Genomic DNA, 25,821 nt, shown 5'->3' on the forward strand with positions numbered 1-25,821 from the left:
AACGGCAGCCGACACTTGGCCGCATGATCACGCAGGGCACTTTTTAGCCCATTGCCCCGTCGTAATCCAGCGACGCGGCCGATTATGCCCCAAGAGCCCGCTGAGAATGTTTCGCGCTCGGTTTTTATAATGATATGTGCCAAGGAGCATCACTGCGATGAATGTAAGCCCAACCAATCGCTCGCGTTTGCAGGTCGCCACACTGCTGGTGCTGGCCACGCTGTTGACCGCGTGCGGCATCAACAATATCCCAACCCTCGACGAACAGGCCAAAGCTGCGTGGGGCCAGGTGCAGAACCAGTACCAGCGCCGCGCCGACCTGATCCCCAACCTGGTGGAAACGGTGAAGGGTTATGCCAAGCATGAAGAGGAAACCCTCACGGCAGTGATTGAAGCGCGGGCGAAAGCGACCTCGATTCAGGTCGACGCCAGCACCCTCGACAATCCCGAGAAACTCAAGCAATTCCAGCAGGCGCAGGACCAACTGACCGGTGCATTGAGCCGCTTGATGGTGGTTTCAGAGCGCTATCCGGATCTGAAGGCCAACCAGAACTTCCTCGCCCTGCAATCGCAGCTGGAAGGCACGGAAAACCGCATTGCCGTGGCTCGCCGCGATTTCATTCTGGCGGTGCAGAAATACAACACCGAGATTCGCACCTTCCCCGGTCGCCTCTGGCACAGCGTGATGTACAGCGATCTGCCGATCCGCGAAACCTTCGAAGCCACCACGCCCGGCGCGGAAAAGGCCCCGGAAGTGAAATTCTGATTCGAGGTTGTCCATGCGTGTGTTGAAAATGGGCCTGGTGCTGATGCTGTGGCTGTTCGCCGTCAGCGCCCGGGCCGAGTTGATGTTCCCGGCGCTGAGCGGGCGGGTGGTGGACGAAGCGCAGATGCTCGAGCCGTCGGTGCGCACGCAACTGACCCAGCAGTTGCAGGCCCACGAACAGGCGACCGGCGAGCAGTTGGTCGTGGTCACGCTGCCGGATCTGCAAGGCACGACCATCGAGGACTTTGGCGTTCAACTCGGGCGTCATTGGGCGATTGGTCAAAAGGACAAGAACAACGGCGCGCTGCTGATCGTTGCCCGTGACGAGCGCAAACTGCGCATCGAAGTCGGTTATGGCCTGGAGGATCGGCTGACCGATGCGCAGACTTCAGTGATCATCCATCAAGTCATCACGCCCGCGTTCAAGAGCGGCAATTTCAGCAAAGGCATCAGCGACGGCGTGGCGGCGATGCTGGTGGTGCTGGGTGGCAATCCGCTCGATGAACCGTCGACGGTGTATGAGTCCACCGGTGATCCGTCCGATGATTTCATCTCGCGGCATCCGGGATTGTTCGTGTTTTTGGTGATGTTGTTCATCCTGACGGTGTTTGTCTGCCAGATGCTCGGTATCCTGCCTGCCGGCCGGGGCGGCTCTGGAGGAGGGGGCGGCTTCGGCGGTGGTGGCGGATTTGGCGGCGGCGGTGGAGGTGGAGGCTTCAGCGGCGGCGGGGGCAGTTTCGGCGGCGGTGGTTCGTCCGGCGGCTGGTGATATCAGAAGAATAATGAGCAGGCACTTTTCAACATGGCACTACTGACCGAACACGAACAACGCAAAGTCGCCGAGGCGATTGCCCGGGTCGAGCGCGACACCGACGCCGAACTGGTGACGGTGCTGGCCGCGCGCGCTGATGACTACGCGTACATCCCGCTGCTGTGGGCGAGCCTGTTGGCACTGGTGGTGCCGGGCGTCGTGCACTACCTGACCGGCTGGCTGACCCTGCGCAGTCTGCTGTTGGTGCAGTGGGGCGCGTTTATCGTGCTGTGTCTGCTGTTTCGTTTGCCGAAAATCACCACTCATTTGATCCCGCGTCGCGTGCGCCACTGGCGCGCCTCGAATCTGGCGCGGCGGCAGTTTCTAGAGCAGAACCTGCACCACACCGTGGGCAGCACGGGAATGCTGATTTTTGTGTGTGAAGCTGAGCGTTATGTGGAGATTCTGGTGGATGAGGGGATTTCCAAACGGCTGGATAACAAGAGTTGGGATGCGATTGTCGCGGCGTTTACCGAGCAGGTCAGGCAGGGGCGCACGCTGGAGGGATTTGTGACGTGTATCGAGGCGTGTGGGGAATTGCTGAAGGTGCATGTGCCGGTGACGCAGGTGAGGAATGAGTTGCCGAATCGGTTGGTGGTGTTGGCCTGATAGCCTAAAAGCCAAAGCCCCTCACCCCAGCCCTCTCCCGGAGGGAGAGGGGGCCGACCGAGGTGTCTTGCGCTCGACATCGACCTGAAAAACCGAGTCGATTATGGATTAACAGATGATCGTTTGATTTGATGCTGTTAATACCTGAGTTCGGCTCGGTTTTTCAGGTCGGTGTAACTCGTGAAAACACCTCGGTCAGTCCCCTCTCCCTCCGGGAGAGGGCTAGGGTGAGGGCCGCTTTAACCAACCGTTCGGTAAATAAGAGCGTGTCCCCAACCCCCATCCCCCCTAAAATACCCGCCATTCCCGATTCCGCCCGTCCGAGGCCGCTTTTTCATGTCCGTTACTGCCCCGTCCATCAAGCCTGCGCCCGATCACCACGCCCAGTTCATCGAGCTGCTGCAAGCCAGCCTCGAACAGAACGGCTTCATCAAACTGGTGCTGGCCAAATACGTCGGCGAAGAAGTGGATCTGCAGCGAGTCATCATCAAACCGGTGACGGTCAAGGCGCAGCCGAATCTGTCGTTCGTCTATCGCTACAAAACCCGCGACATCACCAAGAATCTGCCCTTGGCTGACGGCGTGGCGGCGATTGCCGAGCTGTTGCCGGTCTCTTTCAAAAATGCGCATTTACTCGCAGTCACTGATGAAGCCCAGCTCGAATACAGCAAAAAGGGCAAGAGCTCGCTGTTCAAGAGCAAACCTCAGCAATTGCGCGAAGCACCGTCCGCTGAGCACAACCGCGAGAAAAATCGCTTCCTCGAGTTGAGCCGACCGTTCCTCAAGGATCTGGGCGTAACCAATGCGCAACATGAGCTGATCCCGGCGATGTCACGCAAGTGGAAGCAGATCAACAAGTTCATCGAAGTGTTCAGCCATGCCCTGACCTCGTCGCCGCTGGCGCTGGACAAACCGGTGCGGGTGGCAGATTTCGGTTCGGGCAAGGGCTATCTGACGTTCGCCATTCACGATTACCTGCGCAACACCTTGAAGGCCGAGGGCGAGGTCACCGGCGTCGAGTTGCGTGAGGAAATGGTCAACCTGTGCAACGCCGCTGCTGCGAAACTCGATCACCCGGGGCTGGTGTTCAAGTGCGGTGACGTGCGCAGCGTGGCGCCGAGCGAACTGGACGTGATGATCGCCCTGCATGCCTGCGACATCGCTACCGATTACGCGATCCACACCGGCATCCGTTCCGGCGCGTCGATCATCATGTGCTCGCCGTGCTGCCACAAACAGATCCGCCTGCAGATCCAGAGTCCAGCGTTGCTCAAGCCGATGCTGCAATATGGTTTGCACCTGGGGCAGCAGGCGGAAATGGTCACCGACAGCTTGCGCGCGCTGTTCCTTGAGGCCTGCGGTTACGAGACCAAGGTGTTCGAATTCATCTCGCTGGATCACACCAACAAAAACAAAATGATTCTGGCGGTGAAGCGCGCCGAGCCGGTGGACCCGGCGCAGTTGTTGGTGAAGATTCAGGAGTTGAAAGACTTCTACAACATCAGCGAGCACTGCCTGGAAACCCTGCTGCGCGCGGATGGTTACCTGGCTTGACACTGACCCTGTGGGAGCGAGCCTGCTCGCGAAGGCGGACTGACATTCAACAATGATGTTGGCTGTTACGGACCCTTCGCGAGCAGGCTCGCTCCCACATTTGATTTCACCGCGGTTTTGCGGCCGAGCATGACCGTGGCGATGACACCGCAGGCAAACACCCAGGTAATCGGCTCGACATGTTCACCAAAGAACAGCGCCGAAAACGCGATGGTGAAGAAAATCTGCAATAACTGGATCTGACTGACCCGGGCGATCCCGCCCATGGCCAGCCCTGCGTACCACGCGAAAAACCCAAGAAACTGCGAAAACAACGCCACATACCCGAACGCCCACCAGGCCTTGGCCGACACCGCGCCCTGATGTTGCAGGGCCAGATACAGCACCGGCCCGATCAACAACGGCGTCGACAGCACCAGCGCCCAGCAGATCACCTGCCAGCCGCCCATCTCCTTGGCCAACCGGCCGCCCTCGGCATAGCCCAGACCACCGACGGCAATCGCGCCGAGCATCAACAGATCACCCGCCTGAATACTGCCGGCACCGGTGTACAGCGCATATCCGAGCACCAATGCACTGCCCAGCGCCGCGCAGGCCCAGAAGGCTTTTGACGGACGTTCGTGGGACAGCCACGCGGCGTACAGCGCCACGCACAAAGGTTGCAGCCCATTGACCAGCGCACCGTGGGACGCCGGCAATGTCTGCATGGCCCAAGCCGACAACACCGGAAAACCCAGAATCACCCCGGCGATCACCAGGCTCAGGCCTTTGACTTGCTGCCACGTCGGCCATTTCTCGCGCCGCCACAAAAGCAGCAACGCCGCTGGAATCGCCGCGAACAGCGCACGCCCCAAACCGTTGAGCAGCGGATGCAGTTCCTGCACCACGATGCGGGTGAAGGGCAGGGTAAGGCTGAAGATCACCACGCCGAGCAGGCCGAGGGCCATGCCGGTGTTTTCGCGCGAGGACATGATGGGGGACCAGAATCGTAGGGCATTGGAAAGTGTCCTCATCTAGCCATAATCTGCGAATTTCGGGGTGTTACAGCTAGGCACGGACTTAGGCGTACAGTTTCAGGGCCCCTTCGCGAGCAAGCTCGCTCCCACAGGAGAATGCATTCCAAATGTGGGAGCGAGCTTGCTCGCGAAGAACGATGACACGGTCTGAGGTAGTAGCCGGTTGTTACCCGAGCCTCCGGATAAGGTCTACCTTGAATACTCCCAAGCATGTCCTCCAGAGGAGTCCTCCCCATGGCCGCGAAAAAGATCCTGATGCTGGTCGGCGATTACGTCGAAGACTACGAAGTGATGGTGCCGTTCCAGGCCCTGCAAATGGTTGGTCACACCGTCCACGCCGTGTGCCCGGACAAGGTTGCCGGTAAAACCGTGCGCACTGCGATCCATGACTTTGAAGGCGATCAGACCTACAGCGAAAAGCCCGGTCACCTGTTCGCGCTCAACTTCGATTTCGCCAAGGTCAGCGAGGCCGATTACGACGCGCTGCTGATCCCCGGTGGTCGTGCCCCGGAATACTTGCGCCTCAACGAAAAAGTCCTCGATCTGGTGCGCGCCTTCGACAAGGCCGGCAAACCGATTGCCGCCGTCTGTCACGGCGCGCAATTGCTTGCAGCGGCGGGTGTACTTGAAGGCCGCGAATGCAGCGCCTATCCGGCCTGCGCGCCGGAAGTGCGACTGGCGGGCGGCACGTACATCGATATCCCGGTGACGGACGGCCACGTTCAAGGCAATCTGGCCACAGCCCCGGCATGGCCGGCGCATCCGAGCTGGCTGGCCGGTTTCCTCGGCTTGCTCGGCACCAAAATCACCCTGTAACGAGGATCCGCCGATGTGCGAGCTCTACGTCAAGGCTGACCCGATTCTCTACGAATCACGCTCGCGTTCGCTGCGCATCTGCGGTGTGGTGACGACGTTGCGCCTGGAGAATCAGTTCTGGGACATCCTCAGCGAAATCGCCGAGGTCGACGGCATGACCACTAACCAACTGATCGCCAAGCTGTATGAAGAGGTGATGGATTATCGCGGGGAAGTTGTGAATTTTGCCTCGTTCCTGCGGGTGAGTTGTACGCGCTATCTGAGTCAGCGGCGGGTGAATGCGCCGGAGTTGTCGGTGGTGCGGGCGGTGGTGAAATAGCCGGCACCGAGCTGCCTCATTCGCGAGCAGGCTCGCTCCCACTTTCGAGCGCGTTCTGCAACTGGAATGCGCTCCAATGTGGGAGCGAGCTTGCTCGCGAAAGGGCCGGTCCAAGCGACAGATATTCAGGACTGGTCTTTACTCTGAAGCGCCAAACCTCTCAATCGCCAAGGAGAAACGCGCATGTCCGGATGGTACGAAATCAGTAAAAGCAGCAACGGCCAGTTCAGGTTCGTGCTGAAAGCGGCGAATGCCGAAACGATTCTGACCAGCGAGCTGTACACCACTCGCGCTGCGGCCGACGGCGGCATCGCTTCGGTGCAAACCAACAGCCCGTTTGAGGAGCGCTATGAGAAGAAGTCGACGAAGGACGGCCATCCGTACTTCAACCTGAAAGCGGCCAATCATCAGATTATCGGCAGCAGTGAATCGTATTCGTCGGAGGCGGCGTGCGATAAAGGCATTGCCAGTGTGAAGGCGAACGGACCGAGCAAAGTGATTAAGGACAAGACCTTGCCGGTGCTCTGACCTCACTTTCAAATCCACCAAAATCCCCTGTGGGAGCGAGCTTGCTCGCGAAAGCGGTCGTTTACTCAACATCAATGTTGACTGAACTGACGCCTTCGCGAGCAAGCTCGCTCCCACAGGTATTTGTATATTGCAGTGAGATCAGCGCAGGGTCTTCAGGATCGTTTGCAACTGAGTCTGGCCCGCTTCACTCAGCGGAAACACCGGCAAGCGCGGATCGCCCACTTCAAGCCCGGTCTGCCGCAACCCTGCCTTGATCGTCGCCGGCAAGCCACCCTTGAGGATGAAATCCAGCAGCGGCAACTGGCGGTAAAACAAATCCCGCGCGCGATCCAGATCACCGGCCATGGCGGCCTCGTACAAGTCCAGATTCAACTGCGGGATCAAGTTCGGCGCCGCCGTGCACCAGCCTTTCGCCCCGGCCGCAAACGCTTCCAGTGCCAGCGGATTGCAGCCGTTGTAGAACGGCACCTGACCTTCGCCAAGCAGTTGCAGTTTGTGCATGCGCTGAATATCGCCGGTGCTCTCCTTGACCATGGTCACGTTTTCCACGCCTTTGACGATGCGCAAAATCAGCTCCACCGACATGTCAGTGCCGCTGGTGGCCGGGTTGTTGTAGAGCATGATCGGCACGCCGATGCGCTCGCCAATAGCGCGGTAGTGAGCGAAGATTTCCGCCTCGGTGAGCTTCCAGTACGAAGCCGGCAGCACCATTACCACATCGGCACCGTGACCTTCGGCGAAACGTGCGCGGCGCACGGCTTTGGCGGTGGTCAGGTCAGAGACGCTGACGATGGTTGGCACCCGTTTGGCGACGTGCTTGATGCTGAACTCGGCAACCTGATCCCACTCCGCATCGCTCAGATAAGCGCCTTCGCCAGTGCTGCCCAACGGCGCGATGGCGTGGACGCCGCTGTCGATCAGGCGATCGATCGATTGACCGAGCGCTGGCAGGTCCAGCCCTTCGCCGTTGGCGCCGAACGGGGTGATGGTGTAGCCGATGATGCCGTGAATAGTGGACATGGGAATCTCTCCGTAACAGATTTCAGTTCAGGCAATCGGCGTGTTGGCGCAGGTTCTGCCGGGCGTAATAGTTGAAGGCGGCGGCGTGGCGTTTCGGCTTGGCGATCCAGTCATGGGCTTCGCGACCCAGTTCGGGAATGATCGGCTTGATCGTACCGGCCGCCATCGCCAGCAGTTGCAGTTTTGCCGCGCGCTCGATCAGTTGGGCGATGACATAGGCCTCTTCAATCGTTGTGCCGGTCGACAGTTGACCGTGGTGCGAAAGCACAATCGCGCGTTTGTCGCCCAGCGCGCCGGCAATCAGCTCACCTTCTTCGTTGCCCACCGGCACACCCGGCCAGCCTTCGAGAAACGCGCAGTCGTCGTACAGCGGGCACAGGTCCATGTGGGAAATCTGCAGCGGCACTTCGAGCATCGACAACGCGGCAACGTGGGTCGGGTGGGTGTGGATGATGCAGTTCACGTCCGGCCGGGCGCGGTACACCCAGCTGTGGAAACGGTTGGCCGGGTTGGCCATGCCGTGGCCTTCGAGGACTTCCAGATCCTCGTTGACCAGCAGCAGATTACTCGCGGTGATTTCGTCGAAACCCAGCCCCAGTTGCTGCGTGTAATAGGTGCCGGGCTGAGGCCCACGGGCGGTAATTTGTCCGGCCAGACCGGAGTCGTGACCGTTCTCGAAGAGGATCCGGCAGGTCAGGGCCAGCTTTTGCCGGTCCGTCCACGTATTATCCGCCAGGCTTTTTTGCATCTGGGTCAGCGCTTGCTTGACCAGTTGGTCTTTGGGTAGTGCTAATGTCTTGGCCATGTCTGTGTCCTTTGGGTGATTGCAAATGACACGAAAGATGCTATATGACACAAAGTGTCATTAGCAAGCACGAATCGTCGCTTCCTCCATGGAATAACTGCTGCGCATGTCTATCCGTTTGAAATTATTGAGAAAAAAACTTGGCGTAACCCTTGAGGCATTGGCCGAAAAATCCGGCATGACCAAGAGTTATCTGTCCAAAGTCGAACGTGGGCTCAACACGCCGTCAATTGCTGCCGCGTTGAAACTGGCGAAAGCGCTGAACGTCAAAGTCGAGGAGTTGTTCTCCGAAGACAGCGTCAGCCTCGACAGCTACAGCCTGGTGCGCAGCCATGAGCGCCAGTCACTGGCGGCGAATGACCAGAGTCCCGGGTACGCCGTGTTGGCCCATCAGGTCAGCGAGCGCAGTCTGCTGCCGTTCATCATCTACCCGCCGAGCGAGTTCACTGACAAAACGTTCAAGGAGCATTTGGGCGAAGAGTTTCTGTTCGTCCACGAAGGGCAGGTCGAAGTGGATTTCATGAACGAAAAGGTGCTGCTGGAACGCGGTGATGCGCTGCACTTCAATGCACACAAACCGCACCGGATCCGCTCGGTGGGGGAGGTGCAGGCGCAGTTGCTGGTGGTGGTGCACAGCACTGAAGAATGAGGTGTCAGCTAAAAGCTTCGCGAGCAAGCTCGCTCCCACAGTAGTCCGCGTTCCAATGTGGGAGCGAGCTTGCTCGCGAAGGCGTCGGCGCGGTCTACATCAAACCTCGACCGGCACCGACAACTTCGGATTGCCGAGCGCATGGCTCTTGGCATCAAAAAACCGCAACTCCACACCCGTGCCCTCAAACACCTGCGCGTAATGCCGCTTCTGATGCTGAACAAACGCCGCACTGCGCGGATAAATCGAGATCGCCACCACCTTCGGTTTCGCCAGGCGCAACGCCCGCACGATGTGCGCATCCTGCTCACCCAACGCATGGCCAAAGATACACAAACTGCCGCCATGCCCCAATAACTGCTGATAACAGAACGACAGATAATCCGAGCTGCGAATGGTCTTGAGTTTGTCCGCACTCGGCCCTTCGGTGACGAACAGCGGCACGTCATCCAGCGTCTTGAGCGTGTTGTTGATTGCGAAGCTGCCGAGCAGCGTGCCCTCGGTTGAGGTCAGCTTGCGCGCGGTGCCGTCCTGATTGCGCACCAGATGCAGACCACCGTGCAGGTACAACAAGCGCGGTTTGTCGGTGGCAGTTTCGCTCAGATCAAAACTCGCGCTGGCGCCGTTGAACAGATCGTCAATGGCCGCGCTGTTGTGTTGCAGTGCCCAGTAGTTGAGCAGGTCGTAATTGGTGGTGAACACGGTGCGATAGCGCGCCAGTTCTTCGTTCACCGTCGCCAGCGTCGAAGGCTTCACCCGTCGCCACGGAATGTGTACGGCGTGCACGGTGTTGATCAGCGCTTCCTTGATCGCGTAGTAGCGATTGCGCGGTGCCGCCGAGCTGACGGCCAACGCCTTATTGACCCGGCTGGTGGTTTTCAGTGCGCCGAGTACCTGCTCGAAACTGCGCGTTTGCATGGCGTCGAACACCGCCAGTTCCGACGGGCTGAGTGGTTTCTCCTCGACGGTTCGGGCGTTTTCGAACAGCGAGTCATAGCCGAAGTCATCCCACACCGCACGACTGGCGCCATTGCCCACCAGCAGGCCGTTGAAGTCGCTGGTGGCGCGCAAGGCGTTCCAGTCTTCGAGAGTGGCGTCGACATCCAGAAAATCGGTCATTGCACAGGCGTCTCAAAACAAAGGGCTGATGGGCGGCGACTTTATCACGAGCGGGCATTGAGCCAGATCAACATCGGTCGTGACCGATCGGTCGATCCTGTGTGCATCCGCCGGATCGGCGCAGTCGATTCGGCCTCAGTCAGGAGATGCACGATGAGCAGCACCTTTTTCATTCCGGCGGTCAACATCATGGGCAGCGGCTGCCTCGACGAGGCCATGGTCGCGATCCGCAACTACGGTTTTCGCAAGGCGCTGATCGTCACTGACACAGGTTTGGCCAAGGCCGGCGTGGCGACCATGATCGCCGAGAAGCTGGCGATGCAGGACATCGACTCGGTGATTTTCGACGGCGCCAAACCGAACCCGAGCATCGCCAATGTCGAGTCGGGTCTGGGGTTGCTCAAGGAAAGTCGCTGCGATTTCGTCGTGTCGCTGGGCGGCGGTTCGCCGCACGACTGCGCCAAAGGCATTGCCCTGTGCGCGACCAATGGCGGGCAGATCCGCGATTACGAAGGCGTCGACCAATCGAGCAAGCCGCAACTGCCGCTGATCGCGATCAATACCACCGCCGGCACCGCCAGCGAAATGACCCGCTTCTGCATCATCACCGACGAATCGCGCCACGTGAAAATGGCCATCGTCGACCGTAATGTCACGCCGCTGCTGTCGGTCAACGACCCGGCGTTGATGCTCGCCATGCCCAAAGGCCTGACCGCCGCCACTGGCATGGATGCGCTGACCCACGCCATCGAGGCTTATGTCTCGACCGCCGCCAACCCGATCACCGACGCCTGTGCGCTGAAGGCCATGACCCTGATCAGCAACAACCTGCGCCTGGCCGTGCGCGACGGCGGTGATCTCGCCGCGCGGGAAAACATGGCTTACGCGCAGTTCCTCGCCGGCATGGCCTTCAACAATGCCTCGCTCGGTTACGTGCATGCGATGGCGCATCAGTTGGGCGGTTTCTACGACTTGCCCCATGGCGTGTGTAACGCCGTGCTGCTGCCCCACGTGCAGACCTTCAATGCGCTGGTGTGTGCCGAGCGGCTGACCGATGTGGCCCACGCCATGGGTGCGGATATTCGCGGTTTCAGTGCCGAAGAGGGCGCGCAGGCGGCGATCAACGCGATCCGCTGCCTGGCCAAAGATGTCGAGATTCCCGGAGGCTTGCGTGAACTCGGCGCCAAGCTCAGTGACATTCCGGTGCTCGCCACCAATGCCCTGAAAGACGCCTGCGGTTTGACCAATCCTCGGGCGGCGGATCAGCGCCAGATCGAGGAGATTTTTCGCAACGCGTTTTGATGGGCGCGGCAGGGTTAATTCTTGAAGGTCAGGTTTTGCCCTTGCCCTTGCCTTTAGCGATCACCGTAAACTTACGAACACGGACCCAGTCGGACAAATTCCCGTTGATGTTGTGAATGGCAGATATCCGGTGCGGTCCGGGAGGTAAGGGTTTTGTAATCTGTTTACTCCATTGCTTGAGGGAGTCGACGTCGGCTTTGGCAATCATCTCGCCGGTGTCCAGATCGATAATGCTAACGAAGCCTTCAGCTTTTGTGACATTTCCGGAAAAGACCGGAACAGCGCTTACCTGTGCTCCCTCTTTTGGTTCGACAATTACCGGGACGTCGATTGCTGGCTGCAGTAGCACGGTATACCTGCGTTCGTCACTCCAGTCTGACTTGATGCCTTCCCATGTCTGGTGGGCGCGAACCCCGTGCTGACCCGTCGACTGGGCACCGCTGATGCTGAACGCCCATCGTCCATTTGCACTGACCTGTCCTGCACCGAGTGAATGCGTATTTTCAATGTTCCAGACCTGCACCAGCGCACCCGGTATACCGCTGCCGAGAAACAGTGTTGCAACTCCCGTTTTCTGGCCCTCTTCGGGGTACGTGATGGTTGGGGGCGGGACAGGTTGCGTATTGGGCTTGTCGGGAGTGCTCATTGTTCTTCTCGTTTCAGGCTGAACTTGAATCGAGAGGCTGGCATGACCGGTTGCGTTTTGAACCTGTAAGAACTACCAGTTTTTTAGCCTTTTTTACTTGATCAGTAATTTCGTTTTCTTCTAAAAAACTGTCATTTCTGTCAGTTGTCTGGTGTGGCTGCTTCGGATCGAATGCTCTGACAGCGGGGTCGACTCCGATCGCCTTGAGGAGCACACGAACATGCCGAAAGCCAAAGCACGTAAAGCACGATCAGCCGGTGAGCTGGATCAGACCTTTGCCCATTCGGGCCTGCAAACACTGCGGTTTCCAGCCGCGCGCAAAACCATCGGGAAAAGTGTCGCAGTGCTGCCTTCGGGACACATCATGGTCAGTACGACCGTCATCGATGCATCGGGAGCCTCGCATTACGGCCTGACGCGATTGCTCGCGGATGGTCATCTCGATACCAGCTTCGGCGAGGGCGGGTACCTTCGCGGTCAGTTTGTCAGGGGGCGATTGTCACAAGGCGGGAATCTGCTCGTCGGTGAGAGCGGCGTATTCTGGTTGTGCGCAGTGCTTGCAGATGCAGCAGGCAAGCTTGAGCAAATCATCGCTCGATTCAAACCGGACGGTACGCTCGATCCCGAATTTGGTGATGGACAGACAGGCTACCGAGTCGTGCCGATGCGTATTCCCGTGCTGAACAATGCCACGGGCGGCCGCTTGATATTGGCGCACTCCACTCCAGCGAAAGCGCTGCCGGACAGATTGCTTTTCGTCACCTCTCAAGGGGGCAGCGGGTTATTGACGCGTTTTTTTCTGGATGGCAAGGATGACCCGGAGTTTGCAGGCAAAGGCTGGATTCACCTGACGCTTTCCGGTGTGGCGATCACGTTGCACGGGGTTACGCAGTTGGACGATGGGCAGATTCTGGTCCATGGCAAGACTGAAGTGACCAACCAGGGTTTGGTCATGGCTTACGAGCGTTCCGGGCAGGATGCTGAGTCGTTCGGCGAGAAAGGCACGCTGCTGCTGAATCTGCACAATGCCGGCGCACCGCTCGAAAGCTCGGTGAATCGCATCGTTGGGCAATCGGCACAGCGCCTGTTGTTGATCGGATCAGCCGTCGAGTCGTCTGCCGGGGAAAAGCGTCAGCATGGCTTCATCAGCGGGATCACTCGCGACGGTAGGCCTGATTCAGCGTTCAATCGCGGGACGCCAGTCCTTACCGTTGCCGCGCAGCCACTGGATCTGAAAAGCTGGAGCGCAGGATTCGCGCTGGATGACTTCCCCGGTCCGCGAATCGTCACGGTCGGGCAGACCTCGGATGGCGAACGACGGTTACTCACCGGAGGCTTTTTGGTCGATGGCGCCGTGGATCCTGCATTTGATGTCGATGGCGCCGCCGGTATCGAATGGGTTGCGCAGGATGCCTGTCTGCAGGAGTCATCAGTGCTGGTGCTGGGGCAGAGAAATGAAGCCGCTCATCTGGTGCGATTGTTGACGGTAGCGGACTGACGGGGAGGGGCTGACAAGCCTTCGCTGAAGGGAATGGCCTCTTCGCGAGCAAGCTCGCTCCCACAGTTGATCGCATTTTCCAGTTGAAATGCATTCCCCTGTGGGAGCGAGCTTGCTCGCGAAGACTGACTTCCAGACGCAGAAAAATCATGGATTCATGACATCAGCTAACAGCCAGTCCGTTCCTCTCAAGCATCCGAATCAACACCACCCCCGCGATCACCAACATCGCCCCGCCACCCGCGACGCCGTCAACTGCTTCTCGCTACGAAACGGGAAATGCGCTTTGGTCTACTGATGATTCGGTTGAAAGGGCCGATACAGCAGGGGATAGTGCGCGGCTGAAAAAGTAATCAAGGAGCGGGAAGTGACAATGAAGTCTGGCTGGATCGGATGTGCGGCATTGTGCGGGTGGTTGCTGGCGGGGCAGGCATTGGCCGATTGCACGCCGGCGCCAAAGGCGCATGAGATGGATTTTTCCGTCTGTAAGGACTGGCCGGCGTATCCCGGACTGACGCTTACCGCCGCCGCCAATTTCTCGCCCGATCCGGTGTATGGCGAGTCAGAGACTATAGGGCTTTACGATCTGCGTTTGGCCTTGGTGGCGAGCGCAGACTCGCAGCCGTTAGCGAGCTTTTATCAGCCATCCGCATTCTCTGTGGATGCCATCGCGCTGGACGAACTGAAATTCGATACCGCCCGCTATAAGCTCGCGCCGCAATTGCAGGCCTTTGGTGTGCGGGTCCGGTTTAAAGGTTCTTCGCGCGTGAATCCTCTGGATGAAACCTGGTTGTCGCTTTATGTGAAAGACGGCAACGCGTTGCGTCCGGTAATGGATCGGCTGGTGGTTTATGAATATGGCGGGGAGTGGGATGGCAATTGTGCGGGGGAGCGCTACGAGACTACGCGAACCGTGGCGTTGGCCAAGACCAGCAGCCATGGCTTTGCAGATCTGATGATCAAAACGATCCGTAGCTCGACCGTTGGCGAGGGCGAGGGCGAGGCGTGTGTATCCAATACCGTCACGCAAAAACCGGTCTTGACGACACTTCGCTATGACGGCAAAAACTACGTAATGCCTGAAGATTTCAAAGGCCTCTAAGACAGATTTTTTCTACTCAAGGAAGAACAATGATTTCGCGTAACACACTGCTGGGCGCTTTCATCGCAATGGGCCTTTTAACGATGGCCGCCCAAGCCCAGGCCGCTTGCGAAGTGAAGAAGTTCGACGGCCATTCCCTTTCGCGCTGCAAAGCGTGGCCGGCGTTCAACGACCAGTCGATTGCGGCGAAATCTTCATTTCTCTCGGATTCGGGCGACGATGAGATGGGGGTGTTCGATCTGGAACTGTCGCTCGTCAGTTCGACAAGCGGCAAGAGTCTCGCCACGTATGCCAAACCCGGGGCCTACAATTCCGATGCCATTAGTTTCGACGATCTGACAATCGATACGGCCCGTTACCGATTGGCTGCTGATGTCCGTGCATTCGGTTTGCGTTCAAAATTCGCCAGTCACGGCTCCAGAGCCAATCCTTACGCAAAAACCGATCTGGCGTTGTATGTGCGCGAAGGCAACAAATTGCGCCCTGTGCTGGAAGGCTTGGTGATTCGCAAGGAGTTCGGCGAAGGAACGGATGAGTGTGGAACCGAGGACACGCAAATCCGCAGAACTATCGATCTCGGCCCGACGAGCCACCATGGTTTCGCCGATCTGGTCGTCAGCTCAAGTGGTTCAGTTTACAAATCCTTCCTGTCGGGCAAAGACTGCATCTCGAAAACGATCGAGATGAAGAAAACTCGCGTCACCCTGACCTACGACGGCCAGCAATACATCGTCCCCGAAGACCTCAGAGGCTACTGACCCGATGCTCACCGGCCTCAACCACCTGACCCTCGCGGTCAGCGATTTGAATCGCAGCCTCGCCTTCTACCGTGATCTGCTGCAGTTGCGCGTCGAAGCCACGTGGGATGCCGGTGCCTACCTGTCGCTGCCGGGACTGTGGTTGTGCCTGTCGCTTGATCCGCTGCGTTCGAGTCAACCGTGCGCCGATTACACCCATTACGCTTTCAGCCTCAATGCAGCCGATTTCTCAACGTTCGTAGCAAAGCTAAAAGCGGCGAACGTGCGTGAATGGCGAGATAACCGCAGCGAAGGTGCGTCGTTCTACTTTCTCGATCCCGATGGCCACAAGCTCGAAGCCCATGTCGGCGATCTCGCTTCACGGCTGTCGGCGTGTCGGCAAAAACCGTACGCCGGCATGCGTTTTTACGACGAGTCATGATCAGACACATTTGTCTGTTATAGACTGGCGGCCACGTGTTCTGGCGCTGCAGGTTTTCCATGACTTCATCGTTGCTAATGGCCGTGCTGGCCTCGGGTTTCATTTACGGCATTACGCCAGGGCCGGGTGTGCTAGCGGTGTTCGGCATCGGTGCAGCCCACGGGCGGCGGGCCGGGGCGGGGTTTCTTTGCGGGCATCTGCTCGGCGATGTGGTCTGGTGCAGCACCGCGCTGATCGCGATTGTCGGCGCCCGCGAGATCGGCAGCACCGCGTTTGATGTGCTCGGTGTGCTCAGCGGTGTGTACCTGTTCTGGCTCGGCTGGCGCGCGGTGCGCGCCCAGCGTCGCAACGGTGACGAGCCGCAGGGCGCGGCGCGCAATCCGTTCTGGCACGGCATTCTGTTTGGTTTGACCAATCCCAAGGCCTATCCGGTGGCGGTCGCAACGTTCACCGCGCTGCTGTCGAGCCGTGCCGAACTGCTCAACTGGTCGATGCTGCCGGCGCTGATTGCGCTGAGTTTCCTCGGTGGCTTGCTGGCCTACGCTATTCTCATCGGCGTGGTCGGCGCGCAGCGGGTACGCACGCTGTATCAGCGCCACGAACTGTTGATCACCCGGCTGTGCGGCGTGATGTTTATCGGTTTCGCCATCAACGCGCTGATGCATGCGCTGCCGGGGCTGATGCCGAACAAGGCTTGAAAGTGAGTGCAGGGAGGCGCAATCACGAGGTCAGGGATGGTTGATCAGTGCTGCATTACCCGGACACCCACGCTGAACCATGGAAAGCCGAAATTCCGCGCCGTTGGCGAGTTTTATCGACCTGTTGCTGGACGCCGTTTGCGCGGTCGACAAGCAGGGTCGCTTCGTTTTTGTCAGTGCCGCCTGCGAGCGTGTTTTCGGTTATTCACCCGAAGAGTTGATCGGCCGGCAAATGATCGAGCTGGTGCACCCGGCGGATCGTCAGCGCACTCTCGCGGCCGCCAACGAAATCATGGGCGGCGAACCCAAGCTCAACTTCGAAAACCGTTACTTGCGCAAGGATGGCAGCGTCGTGCATATCCTCTGGTCAGCGCGCTGGTCGGAAGTCGATCAACTGCGCATCGCCGTGGCGCGCGACATCACCGAGCGCAAGCAGGCCGAATCGCGCCAGGCTGCGCTCTATGCGATATCCGAAGCGGCCCATGCGGCTGAGGATCTGCTGGCGCTGTTCAAGCGTATTCATCTGATCATCGGCGAATGGCTGCCGGCGATGAATTTTTCCGTGGCGCTGTACGACGAGCACTGCGCACAACTGAATTTCCCCTATCACGTCGACGATGACGAATTGCAGCCCGAGCAACCGGGCACCGTCACCGGGCGGCTGTGCACGGAAGTTATCCGTAGCGGCCAGCCGATTCTTCTGACCCCGGACAGCCCGGATTCCCCAGCCGATTTCGCCGAACTGGTGGCCGGGCAGCACGCGCCGTGCTGGCTCGGCGTGCCGTTGAATTCGAAAAACGGCACCATCGGCGCCTTGATCGTCAAAAGCCTGCCCGGCGGCGAGCGCTACACCGAGCAAGACAAGGAACTGTTGCAATACGTCTGCGCCCAAGTCGCCACCGCCATCGAGCGCCAGCAACTGCACGCTCGCCTGCGACGCATGGCCCAATACGATCAACTGACGCAACTGCCCAACCGTGAATTGCTGCGTGATCGCCTGAAAGCCGCGTTGGCCGGCGCTCGCGAGCAATCCGGGCATATGGCCTTGTTATATGTCGACCTGGATCGCTTCAAACAGGTCAACGACACCTTCGGTCACGCGGTCGGCGACATGCTCCTGCAAACCGTGGCCAACCGCCTAAAAGGCTGCGTGCGGGAAACCGACACCGTGGCCAGAATTGGCGGCGATGAATTTGTCGTGCTGCTGCACAGCGTGCAGGTTTCGGAAGATGCTGACGGCGTGGCGGAAAAAATCCGACAGGTACTGGTACAACCAATGCGCCTCGATGGCCACAACCTGCACATCGAACCCAGCATCGGGGTCGCCCGCTATCCAGAGCACGGCAGGGAGGAACAGCAGTTGTTCCGCCATGCCGATCAGGCGATGTACGCCGCCAAACGCTTGAATCATCACGCGCTCAATGGCTGAAAAAGCGGCGCCGTTCGTCGCAGCGACTGCAATTTTTCTAAACCTTTGCCGGTCAGAAAATTCTCAATCTAGGCGGGCACCTGCTCGCCACGATCATTACCAAGAGGTAGAGAATCATGCCTAATTCAAGAAACTCGAACTCGGGAAACTTCGCCAACGATCGAACGAAGGCCTCTGAAGCAGGTCGCAAAGGTGGGAAAACCACCACAACGACTGTCGACAAAGAGCCAAAACCAGACATGGGCCGCAAGCCCGCTCAGAAATCGAAGTAGTCGGTGAAGGTAGTTTTGATTGAGAGGCGGGGGCGTAAGCTCCCGCTTGAATTTCGCTAGGAAGGAGGGCGCGACCATGAGCCGGATGGCCACCCGTGTACGCATTATGAGTTTTGCATCGCTGTTGGGTCTGTTTGCCAGCAGTGCTTTTGCCCAGTCGCCCGCCGATTTCATCAACGATGCCTCGGCCAAAGGCATGGCCGACATCGAGGCCAGTCGTCTGGCCCACAGCAAGGCCGAATCGAAAGAGGTCAAGGACTACACCATCGTCGTCATCAACGACCGCACAACGGCCAACCAGCATCTGGCGAAAATCGCCAAGAAGCTTGATCTGCCGGTCGCGCCTCGTGAAGAACTGGCCGACAAGGCCAAAGAACTGATGCCGCCAGTGACCGACGGCGCCTCCTTCGATCAGGCCTATGCCGCCAGTCAGGTCAAAGCCACCGAGGAGGCCATCGAGCAGATTCAGCAGGAAGCGCAGACCACCGACGTGCCGGAGATCAAAGCCTTCGCCGATGAGACACTGCCTAAACTGCAAAGCCATCTGGAGATGGCCCGCCAGTTACAGGCCAGTCGCTAACTGCAAAAGATCGCAGCCTTCGGTAGCTCCTACTCAATCCCTGTAGGAGCTGCCGAAGGCTGCGATCTTTTGCTTTCAATCCTCAACACTCATTTAAATCCTGCTTCGACTTACTCTTCTCGCCCAATCCCTCAAGATTGAATACCTCACTCTCGCCCAGCGAGCGGTAGTGTCTGCGCAACGCCTCCAACTGCTTCAAATCCAGCGCCTCCAGCCCGAGCATCGCGTTCTGCGCTTCTTTGGTCACCAACAGCAATTCATCGATTTTCAAATGAAGAATGTCGGTGTCGCGGTTCTGCGTGTTCTGAATCAGGAACACCATCAGGAAGGTGATGATGGTGGTTGAGGTGTTGATGATCAGTTGCCAGGTGTCGTTGTAATCAAAGATCGGCCCGCACAACCCCCACACTCCGATCAGGATCAATGCTCCCATAAAGGTCTTTGGACTGCCCGCCCACAAAGCGAGCTTCTGGGAAATCTTTGCGAATTTCATGGCCGTTTTCCTTATTGGGACGAGTCTTGAAATTCAGACATCTGCGGCTGGTGGAAAATTCTAATTACAAATCCGCCCACGTCACTGGACGTTGGTAGGGCAGGCAGACGCGCCAGATAGCGGTATCGTGACCAACCGCTGGAATGCCCCCGACAGGAGAACGCAATGAGTTGGTCCGCCAAGCAATACGTCGCTTTCGAAGATGAACGCACCCGCCCGGCCCGCGATCTGCTGGCGGCGATACCCGCGGCTGAAGCGCGAACAGTGGTCGATATCGGTTGCGGTCCCGGCAACTCCACGGAATTGCTGGTACAGCGTTTTCACGGGGCGAAGGTCAGCGGGCTGGACAGCTCGGCAGACATGATCGACGCGGCTCGCAAGCGCTTGCCGGATTTGCGCTTTGATGTCGCCGAGATTGATCAGTGGGCCGATGCCGGGCCGTTCGATGTGATCTTCGCCAACGCCGTGTTGCAGTGGGTGCCGGATCACGCGACGTTGCTGCCGGCGTTGGCCAGCAAGTTGTCCGCAGGTGGCAGCCTGGCGATCCAGATGCCGGACAATCTTAATGAACCATCCCATCGCTTGATGCGTGAAGTCGCCGCGAATGGTCCATGGGCGAGCAAGCTTTCAGGCGCTGCGGGGCAGCGTACCGACATGGCGAGTGCCAGCGATTATTTCTCGATGCTGCGGCCACACTGTGCGCGGGTCGATGTGTGGCGCACCACCTATCACCATCAGCTGTCTGGCGGGGCGGCGGGGGTGGTGGAGTGGTTCAAGGGCAGCGGGTTGATTCCGTTTTTGAGTCCGCTGACCGAGGCGGAAAAGGCGCAGTACCTGGAGCAGTATCTGGCGGAGGTTGAGAAGGCTTATCCGGCATTGGCGGATGGCTCGGTGTTGTTGCCATTTCCACGATTGTTTATCGTCGCGACGCGCTGAAATGAGCTGGACGTGTTGTTCGGCTGGAGATTTCGGGTGCGTTTTCGGACGGGCCCCTCACCCCAGCCCTCTCCCGAGGGAGAGGGAGCCGACCGGTGTTGTATTCGAAACCGGAGTTCGGCTCGATATTTCAGGTCGGCGTAACCCTAGAGAACAACTCGGTCAGTCCCCTCTCCCTCTGGGAGAGGGTTAGGGTGAGGGCTTCTGCACCGCCACCAACATCATCATCGGCCGCTCCCGCTCTTCTGCCAGCGCCGGTTGCGCCGCCACTTCAGCATCGCTCGGCCCCCATTCATTGACATGTCGAATCGTGAACCCTGCGTCGATCAGCGAATTGAGCAATGTCCCGACCGTACGATGCTGCTTGATCACTCCCTCGGCCAACCAGTTCGTAACCCGCTCACCCTCCAACTGATAGCTGTCCAGCGGCCAACGCTTGTTGCCTTCACTATCCACCAGCCAACCCGGATTACGCGGCGCCATAAAGATTGGATGCTCAATGGAAAACACAAAGTGCGAACCCGGTTTCAGCGCTGTGTACAGGCGCGCAAACAGCCCCGGCAGATCCTTGATGTAATGCAGTGCCAACGAGCTGTAAGCCAGATCGAAACTGCAAGCGGGCAGGTCGAGCTGTTCCAGGTCGGCGCGCTCATAGCGAATATTCGCCGCCGTCGGGGTCGCACGCGCGCGCTCCAGCATCTTCTCCGAGACATCCAGCCCCAAGACACTGGCCGCGCCATTCTCAATGGCCCAACGACTGAACCAGCCATAACCGCAGCCCAGATCCACCACGTTCAAGCCGTGCATGGATGGCAACAGCGCCTTGAGCGCTGGCCACTCCGGCGCCGCGTCGAGGCCGCCGATGGAACGGTTCATCTGGCTGTAGCCTTGAAAGAATTCGGGATCGTCGTAAATGTTTTGCGTCATGGTGAATGGCTCTTTTGAGTTCGATCGTCAGCGGCAAATTGGCCGCGATTGGAATCCCTCGAAAGTGATGGCGCGTATTCGTCGATGGCCGCGCAGGGGGAGGGTGGTGGGTGATGAGGAAATGCTAGTTGGTCGGGTGGGAGGTGGAAACCGGTGGAGTGTTATGGATCTGTAATGTCGGGGAAATCGCTATATTTTATCGCCGCGTAAACGTCTTCCGAGCGAAGTGTTTAAAGGCGTGCAGTGTTACGTCCTGAAGCCTACAAATCCTTGCGCCGTTGCCTACCGCTACGCCAGAATCCGCCGGCTTGTGCGCCTTTGGGGCAGTCGGTAACTTGGTTCGCGTCACTGATTTCCAGTGATCGGGTTTAGTAGCCCGGCATCCTCAATCTAAATAGCTGCATGAGTACCACTCAGTCAGGCGAATGCCTGCACCTGATGGTGGCTGTGCGCATGGCGCCCTCGGGTGCGCCGGATTTGGATTGGGGTCCGGTCTACTAACTTGCGCACAGCTGCCACCCATCCGTTTAGTAGCGAGATCGGTTGCGGCCTTACGAAAAGGTCTCAATCCAATGTTCAAAGTTACGCCCAATCCGCCGGAAACCGATCCGGCATCCCCCTACGAATCACCCAACTCAAAGAAATTCCACGAAGCCGCCGAACGCGCCCTCGACCACTATCTCAGCCCCACGGCCAGAATCATGGGTTCCACCCACGAACCCGAACCGATGTACCTCGCCAACCCTGCCTACGACACCGAATCCTTGCTGGCCAACGCCAGCGAAACACTCGGCTCGGCCACCACCATGCTCAACAACTTCGCCGCGTTGCTCGACACCTCACACCGCAAGACTGCACTCGGCATCGCGCAGGTCGTCATGTTGGGGGAATTGGCGGTGAATCAGGCACTGGATAAGGTTGTGCCGGCGGGTTAACCCTTTCGCTTCAGGAAGTCAAAGAAACCGGCCAATGAGTGCCGGTTTCTCAAGACTGCTACTTGGCAGCACGAATTCAGGCAAGTAGCCCGATGTTTTGGTCGATGCGTTGTTGAATGGTGCGCAAGGTTTCCTGGGTGATCACGCCTGGATACAAACTTTCAGCCATGGCTGAGAATCGGCTAGCTACCTCGCAAAATCGGTCAATGATGTCGGCGGCCGTAGCGGCGTTTACTTCAGCCTCCACTGCAAGGTTGAGCAGGTGTTCTCTTCCAATTTCCAAGGCTTCACCCATCACGTCCATCTGGTGATAGCCTCCCGGCCCCTCGCAGAAAGTGACGTCATAGGCCGGCGCTAATTTCCAGTCTCCGCCAGGCGACATGATGTAAGCAAAGTTCTTCGGATGGTCGTCTCGGTTATTGAATGCGACATTGAAGACGACCCGCTCAAACGCTACGGCTTTCTCTCGTACGTCATTGCTGCACTTATGAGTCGCACGCAAGAAGTTGACGTAGTCCAGCGCCCCTGGGGATCTGAAGTCCGCACCGGTAAAGGCTGCAAGACTCTGCATGGGCACCCGCAAGTCGTTTTGTCGGTCAAAGCGTTTGGTGGCAAAAGCGGCCATTCCTTCAGACAGGCTGAAATAACGAGTGTCAGGGGTTTGGATACCGCACAAGCGTAAACATTCGGCATAGACCATTTCGATGGCGCACACCTCGGGATGTTCTTGCTGAGCCGGAAACTTCACCAACCAGGCTTCGAAACCGGGAGTGGCAGCCGTAGTAAAGGCGTCAGTGTGCGGATCTCGATACACCAGCGCTTTGGGTCGGGCGCCTTGTGGAGAGCCTCCGACCAGTAGCAGCTTCTGGAGAAGCTCTCCACCTTTACCGTTGAGTACCTCCTGCACTTCGGACGCGAGCAACTCGATGGGAACATGCATTTGCGTTTCCAGCGCCTCGGGTGCAACAGGTTCAAACGACATGGCCCCCATGGCATTGTTGCCAATGTAGGCTAGCCGCTCCAAGGGGCCTATGCGCGCGGGGTTGAGGCCTCGACGTTTGAACAATCGGTCCATCAGCAACATGCCCCAGCCATCCGGCAGCGAGTCATAAACCGGCCCAGGCAGTCCCAACTGATGTGACGGGAAATCCCGGTTTAACCTGGCTCCCTGTAATGGAAGCCTCAAGGACGAGAGTTCCAGCCCTCTGTTTTTTGCCTCATCGCTGTACTCAAACATAACCTGCGGGCGACCGGTCAGGGCTTTCGTCGAAGCAAGTGTGCCCCACCGCCAACGTTCACCCCAGCCCTCGTAGTAGACGTCCACTTGTTCAAGCATTGTCGGCTTTCCTTTTGATGCGATGACGCTTGGCCGTTTTTTCGTAGCGAATGATATCGTCCAGAGTTTCGAGCCTTGGCAGAAACAACCCTTCGAGTTCCTTTTCGCGCCCGAGAACCATCGCCACTCGCACCATGTTGTCGAAACTCACATTACGACCGGCTTCAAGGTTTGACACCGTATTCGTTGCAATGCCCGCGCGAGCGGCCACGTCTGCCTGTGTCATCTCCAAAGCCAATCGTTCTGTGCGCAGGCGTTGGCAAATCCGGTTGACGATCTCGCTTGCGGTGGTGAGGCTTAAATCCAGCATGTCGTGGGTACCGTCGGCGTTCAGTTTTGATTCTCGGTACGTAATATACTGTGGATTAAACCTGAAAATATCATTTAACTCACAAGAAAATGTAATTAGGTCTAATGGGTAGGATAGGCCAGCACGGGTTGACGCGCCAAGGTTCAACCCTGCTGCATAACTTTCAGAGCCGCCGACGCCAGAAAGCCCGAGCGTCTTTTCTCTTCCGGGTGATGCAACACATACTCATCAATGCGGTTGAGCAAGTGCCCCGGCAAAGTGATGTTGAGTTTCTGGGCTTTACCCAAATACTTCACGACATCTATATCGACCACGGCCCATGCACATCCTGCGTACTTCGGATTAGCGACGTTCACGCCAAGTTTGCTCGCAGCCGGGATCGGCGCACCGTCCTCAGCCAAAATTTCGAAATGCCCCTCGATGGCTTCGCGAGCCATGGCGACGGCATCATCCAGATCATCGCCAGCCGACAAGCAGCCCGGAATGTCCGGCACCTCCACGCCCCAGGCGTGTTCCTCATCACCTATTGAAATCGCAATCGGGTAGAGCATATTCGTTTCCTCCTTCGTGCCGATGACCTGAACAAGTCAGAGCAGCGCTTGTTGCAAAATACTGATGGCCGTTTTCTTCAACAGATTTTTCTTCGGATGCGGCACAGTGACCTGTCCAGGCTTGACTGGTTGTTTGAAGTGATGGTGGCTGCCTCTGACCCGCACTAAAGACCAACCGTCTGCGACGAGCTGGCCTATACCTACTTGGCTTTTGTGATCAACACTATAACCACCAAGTGGTCATTGTCCGTCATTCGGTTCAGAGGTTTGAATCCCCAAGGATTCAGAGTGTGTTGCAGGTTTTTGCATTGTTTCGAAATGCAGCATCGGATTTTTTTCAGGCACAAAAAAACCGGCCATCAAGGCCGGTTTTTTCTGTTCCTGCATCTCCCGTCAAAAAACACAACGTGAGACAAAAATTGAGTGGAGCGGGTAGAGGGAATCGAACCCTCGTCGGAAGCTTGGGAAGCTACTGTTCTACCATTAAACTATACCCGCTCAGAGCGGCTGACTTTGTACCAGACTCGGCCACGGATTTGAAGTTTTTCTTTTACTCATGAACGCTTTGAATCACTGAAAACGGTCAATCGCGGGCGAGCGCTGCGGTGAGAAAAGCAAAATCCCAGCCCCACAGCCTCGCTCGCAACGACACCCTTTCAAATAGCCAATGCATGTTGATCCTGAACAAACGAGTAACGCGTTCGGCTGGTCTGCTGTGCCGGTTTCAGAAAGCCGAGCAGGGCGTTCTGGCTATCGCGGCATGCCGCTTTGTGTTCCATATCGAGAAAGTGCCCGGTGGCTTGCAGCGTGGTGAACGTGCTCTGCGCCACATGATTGCCAAACAGGCGCGCGTCTTCGGCTGCGGTGTATTCGTCCCATTCGCCGTTGAGAAACAGCACCGGCACGTTGATCTTTTTCGCCGCATTCAAGTAGCACTGCCGATCGCTGTGCAGCACGTCGCTGATGTGGAAGTGCATCTGCCCGTATTCGTGCTCGGCCAGGCTGCTGACGTGGCGATAGTTGAAGCGTTTGAACAGTGACGGCAGGTGTTTGCCGATGGTGTTGTTGACCAGATGGCCGACGCGGTCGCCGTCGCGCTGGCCGAGGTAGTCGACGCCGCGTTCGAGGTAATCAAGCATGTGCGCGTTGATCACCGGCGAGAACGAGCTGATCACCGCCCGTTCGATGCGCCGTGGCTGCTGGGCGAGGGCGACCAGGGTCGCGGCGCCGCCCCAGGAGAACGACAGCACGTGTTCGGCGGCGAAGTGGTCGATCAGCTCCAGCAGAATCTGCCCTTCGACGTCTTTCGTCAGATGTTTCTCATGGCGGTTGTGGGCTTTTGACCGACCCGCGTAGGGTTGGTCGTAGCAAACCACGTTGAATTGCGGGTGCAGGTTTTTCACAGTCTGTGCAAACGACGCAGTCGTGGCCATCGAGCCGTTGACCAGGATGATGGTCTTTTCTGCGGCGTCTGCGCGATAGAACTCCGTGTAAACCCGATACTGACCCTGTATATCCAGCACAGCGATTTCTGGCCTCATGTCATAAGACTCCTGGCAAGCAAGCGGGTATGCGCGCAAATAGAGATTGCACGAGCTTTGTGACAGGTAGG

At 58.1% G+C, this 25,821-nt stretch carries 31 protein-coding genes and 1 tRNA gene; 19 read left to right on the forward strand and 13 right to left on the reverse strand.

Annotated features, from left to right (window positions below; all coding sequences use genetic code 11):
* Positions 1 to 157: 157 nt before the first annotated feature.
* From AB4O11_RS15175 to AB4O11_RS15190, 4 genes are all read left to right on the forward strand, one after another.
* Positions 158 to 766 (forward strand): LemA family protein, encoded by a 609-nt coding sequence (locus tag AB4O11_RS15175; protein WP_093438567.1) that lies wholly within the window; start codon positions 158 to 160, stop codon positions 764 to 766.
* Positions 767 to 779: 13 nt separating this feature from the next.
* Entirely contained in the window at positions 780 to 1,535 is a 756-nt protein-coding gene (locus tag AB4O11_RS15180) for a TPM domain-containing protein (RefSeq protein ID WP_186623745.1), read from the forward strand.
* 33 nt (positions 1,536 to 1,568) lie between these two features.
* Positions 1,569 to 2,186, forward strand: coding sequence for a TPM domain-containing protein (locus AB4O11_RS15185; RefSeq protein ID WP_116254496.1), 618 nt, complete (start codon positions 1,569 to 1,571; stop codon positions 2,184 to 2,186).
* Between the two features lie 336 nt (positions 2,187 to 2,522).
* A complete protein-coding gene (locus AB4O11_RS15190) occupies positions 2,523 to 3,740 on the forward strand; it encodes a class I SAM-dependent methyltransferase (protein WP_320337413.1) in 1,218 nt (405 codons plus the stop codon).
* A gap of 65 nt (positions 3,741 to 3,805) precedes the next feature.
* Here the strand turns inward: AB4O11_RS15190 and AB4O11_RS15195 are convergent, their stop codons facing one another.
* Positions 3,806 to 4,711 carry a DMT family transporter gene (locus AB4O11_RS15195; RefSeq protein WP_077571479.1) on the reverse strand — a complete coding sequence of 302 codons (906 nt, stop codon included), beginning with the start codon at positions 4,709 to 4,711 and terminating at the stop codon, positions 3,806 to 3,808.
* A 279-nt stretch (positions 4,712 to 4,990) separates the two neighbouring features.
* Here AB4O11_RS15195 and AB4O11_RS15200 point away from each other — a divergent pair, with 279 nt between their 5' ends.
* From AB4O11_RS15200 to AB4O11_RS15210, 3 genes are all read left to right on the forward strand, one after another.
* Positions 4,991 to 5,572 (forward strand): DJ-1/PfpI family protein, encoded by a 582-nt coding sequence (locus tag AB4O11_RS15200; RefSeq protein WP_460127343.1) that lies wholly within the window; start codon positions 4,991 to 4,993, stop codon positions 5,570 to 5,572.
* Positions 5,573 to 5,585: 13 nt separating this feature from the next.
* On the forward strand, positions 5,586 to 5,891 hold the full coding sequence (locus tag AB4O11_RS15205; RefSeq protein ID WP_099758220.1) for a ribbon-helix-helix domain-containing protein: 306 nt from the start codon (positions 5,586 to 5,588) through the stop codon (positions 5,889 to 5,891).
* 183 nt (positions 5,892 to 6,074) lie between these two features.
* Positions 6,075 to 6,419: a YegP family protein gene (locus tag AB4O11_RS15210; RefSeq protein ID WP_460127345.1), complete on the forward strand. Its 345-nt coding sequence runs from the start codon at positions 6,075 to 6,077 to the stop codon at positions 6,417 to 6,419.
* Positions 6,420 to 6,560: 141 nt separating this feature from the next.
* Here AB4O11_RS15210 and AB4O11_RS15215 read toward each other — a convergent pair whose 3' ends face one another.
* Both AB4O11_RS15215 and AB4O11_RS15220 read right to left on the reverse strand, forming a co-directional pair.
* The gene (locus AB4O11_RS15215; RefSeq protein WP_460127347.1) at positions 6,561 to 7,442 is read right to left on the reverse strand and encodes a dihydrodipicolinate synthase family protein; all 882 of its coding nucleotides are present in this window, start codon (positions 7,440 to 7,442) and stop codon (positions 6,561 to 6,563) included.
* A 22-nt stretch (positions 7,443 to 7,464) separates the two neighbouring features.
* The gene (locus tag AB4O11_RS15220) at positions 7,465 to 8,247 is read right to left on the reverse strand and encodes an aldolase (protein ID WP_460127349.1); all 783 of its coding nucleotides are present in this window, start codon (positions 8,245 to 8,247) and stop codon (positions 7,465 to 7,467) included.
* Positions 8,248 to 8,353: 106 nt separating this feature from the next.
* Here AB4O11_RS15220 and AB4O11_RS15225 point away from each other — a divergent pair, with 106 nt between their 5' ends.
* On the forward strand, positions 8,354 to 8,896 hold the full coding sequence (locus AB4O11_RS15225; RefSeq protein ID WP_460127351.1) for a helix-turn-helix domain-containing protein: 543 nt from the start codon (positions 8,354 to 8,356) through the stop codon (positions 8,894 to 8,896).
* A 99-nt stretch (positions 8,897 to 8,995) separates the two neighbouring features.
* Here AB4O11_RS15225 and AB4O11_RS15230 read toward each other — a convergent pair whose 3' ends face one another.
* Positions 8,996 to 10,015 (reverse strand): DUF4917 family protein, encoded by a 1,020-nt coding sequence (locus tag AB4O11_RS15230; RefSeq protein WP_460127353.1) that lies wholly within the window; start codon positions 10,013 to 10,015, stop codon positions 8,996 to 8,998.
* Positions 10,016 to 10,168: 153 nt separating this feature from the next.
* Here AB4O11_RS15230 and yiaY point away from each other — a divergent pair, with 153 nt between their 5' ends.
* Complete coding sequence (gene yiaY, locus AB4O11_RS15235; protein WP_460090086.1) at positions 10,169 to 11,317, forward strand: L-threonine dehydrogenase; 1,149 nt, start codon at positions 10,169 to 10,171, stop codon at positions 11,315 to 11,317.
* A 28-nt stretch (positions 11,318 to 11,345) separates the two neighbouring features.
* Here yiaY and AB4O11_RS15240 read toward each other — a convergent pair whose 3' ends face one another.
* Positions 11,346 to 11,963, reverse strand: coding sequence for an Ig-like domain-containing protein (locus AB4O11_RS15240; RefSeq protein ID WP_460127355.1), 618 nt, complete (start codon positions 11,961 to 11,963; stop codon positions 11,346 to 11,348).
* Positions 11,964 to 12,183: 220 nt separating this feature from the next.
* Between AB4O11_RS15240 and AB4O11_RS15245 the strand changes: the two genes are divergently transcribed.
* The 8 genes from AB4O11_RS15245 to AB4O11_RS15280 all read left to right on the forward strand — a co-directional run bounded on the left by AB4O11_RS15245 (position 12,184) and on the right by AB4O11_RS15280 (position 18,721).
* On the forward strand, positions 12,184 to 13,461 hold the full coding sequence (locus tag AB4O11_RS15245; protein WP_460127357.1) for an NHL repeat-containing protein: 1,278 nt from the start codon (positions 12,184 to 12,186) through the stop codon (positions 13,459 to 13,461).
* Between the two features lie 367 nt (positions 13,462 to 13,828).
* A complete protein-coding gene (locus AB4O11_RS15250; RefSeq protein WP_460127359.1) occupies positions 13,829 to 14,563 on the forward strand; it encodes a PA3715 family protein in 735 nt (244 codons plus the stop codon).
* A 29-nt stretch (positions 14,564 to 14,592) separates the two neighbouring features.
* Complete coding sequence (locus AB4O11_RS15255; RefSeq protein WP_460127360.1) at positions 14,593 to 15,321, forward strand: PA3715 family protein; 729 nt, start codon at positions 14,593 to 14,595, stop codon at positions 15,319 to 15,321.
* Between the two features lie 4 nt (positions 15,322 to 15,325).
* Positions 15,326 to 15,742, forward strand: a complete 417-nt coding sequence (fos, locus tag AB4O11_RS15260; RefSeq protein WP_099758231.1) for a fosfomycin resistance glutathione transferase — start codon at positions 15,326 to 15,328, stop codon at positions 15,740 to 15,742.
* Positions 15,743 to 15,801: 59 nt separating this feature from the next.
* Entirely contained in the window at positions 15,802 to 16,440 is a 639-nt protein-coding gene (locus AB4O11_RS15265) for a LysE family translocator (RefSeq protein ID WP_460127363.1), read from the forward strand.
* Positions 16,441 to 16,519: 79 nt separating this feature from the next.
* Complete coding sequence (locus AB4O11_RS15270) at positions 16,520 to 17,869, forward strand: sensor domain-containing protein (RefSeq protein WP_460127365.1); 1,350 nt, start codon at positions 16,520 to 16,522, stop codon at positions 17,867 to 17,869.
* Positions 17,870 to 17,985: 116 nt separating this feature from the next.
* Entirely contained in the window at positions 17,986 to 18,141 is a 156-nt protein-coding gene (locus AB4O11_RS15275; protein ID WP_007911485.1) for a KGG domain-containing protein, read from the forward strand.
* Positions 18,142 to 18,217: 76 nt separating this feature from the next.
* Entirely contained in the window at positions 18,218 to 18,721 is a 504-nt protein-coding gene (locus AB4O11_RS15280) for a DUF4142 domain-containing protein (protein ID WP_116254485.1), read from the forward strand.
* Positions 18,722 to 18,803: 82 nt separating this feature from the next.
* Here the strand turns inward: AB4O11_RS15280 and AB4O11_RS15285 are convergent, their stop codons facing one another.
* Entirely contained in the window at positions 18,804 to 19,214 is a 411-nt protein-coding gene (locus tag AB4O11_RS15285; RefSeq protein WP_460090097.1) for a low affinity iron permease family protein, read from the reverse strand.
* Between the two features lie 165 nt (positions 19,215 to 19,379).
* Here AB4O11_RS15285 and tam point away from each other — a divergent pair, with 165 nt between their 5' ends.
* A complete protein-coding gene (gene tam, locus AB4O11_RS15290) occupies positions 19,380 to 20,150 on the forward strand; it encodes a trans-aconitate 2-methyltransferase (RefSeq protein ID WP_186623799.1) in 771 nt (256 codons plus the stop codon).
* Between the two features lie 189 nt (positions 20,151 to 20,339).
* On the opposite strand, the gene AB4O11_RS15295 is transcribed toward tam, so the two are convergent.
* Positions 20,340 to 21,077 (reverse strand): class I SAM-dependent methyltransferase, encoded by a 738-nt coding sequence (locus AB4O11_RS15295; protein ID WP_460127368.1) that lies wholly within the window; start codon positions 21,075 to 21,077, stop codon positions 20,340 to 20,342.
* A 572-nt stretch (positions 21,078 to 21,649) separates the two neighbouring features.
* Between AB4O11_RS15295 and AB4O11_RS15300 the strand changes: the two genes are divergently transcribed.
* Positions 21,650 to 22,012 carry a DUF6124 family protein gene (locus AB4O11_RS15300; RefSeq protein WP_093438463.1) on the forward strand — a complete coding sequence of 121 codons (363 nt, stop codon included), beginning with the start codon at positions 21,650 to 21,652 and terminating at the stop codon, positions 22,010 to 22,012.
* Between the two features lie 76 nt (positions 22,013 to 22,088).
* On the opposite strand, the gene AB4O11_RS15305 is transcribed toward AB4O11_RS15300, so the two are convergent.
* From AB4O11_RS15305 to AB4O11_RS15330, 6 genes are all read right to left on the reverse strand, one after another.
* Positions 22,089 to 23,348, reverse strand: coding sequence for a type II toxin-antitoxin system HipA family toxin (locus AB4O11_RS15305; RefSeq protein ID WP_460127369.1), 1,260 nt, complete (start codon positions 23,346 to 23,348; stop codon positions 22,089 to 22,091).
* Entirely contained in the window at positions 23,341 to 23,658 is a 318-nt protein-coding gene (locus tag AB4O11_RS15310) for a helix-turn-helix domain-containing protein (RefSeq protein WP_460127371.1), read from the reverse strand. Before AB4O11_RS15310 ends, AB4O11_RS15305 begins: the two co-directional genes overlap by 8 nt.
* Positions 23,659 to 23,801: 143 nt before the next feature.
* Positions 23,802 to 24,209, reverse strand: coding sequence for a type II toxin-antitoxin system HicB family antitoxin (locus AB4O11_RS15315; RefSeq protein WP_460127373.1), 408 nt, complete (start codon positions 24,207 to 24,209; stop codon positions 23,802 to 23,804).
* A gap of 36 nt (positions 24,210 to 24,245) precedes the next feature.
* Positions 24,246 to 24,407 (reverse strand): type II toxin-antitoxin system HicA family toxin, encoded by a 162-nt coding sequence (locus tag AB4O11_RS15320; RefSeq protein WP_320337446.1) that lies wholly within the window; start codon positions 24,405 to 24,407, stop codon positions 24,246 to 24,248.
* A gap of 226 nt (positions 24,408 to 24,633) precedes the next feature.
* A tRNA-Gly gene (locus tag AB4O11_RS15325) sits at positions 24,634 to 24,707 on the reverse strand.
* A 158-nt stretch (positions 24,708 to 24,865) separates the two neighbouring features.
* On the reverse strand, positions 24,866 to 25,750 hold the full coding sequence (locus AB4O11_RS15330) for an alpha/beta fold hydrolase (protein WP_077571505.1): 885 nt from the start codon (positions 25,748 to 25,750) through the stop codon (positions 24,866 to 24,868).
* Between the last annotated feature and the right edge of the window lie 71 nt (positions 25,751 to 25,821).

This window comes from Pseudomonas sp. H1_D05, from assembly GCF_054682705.1.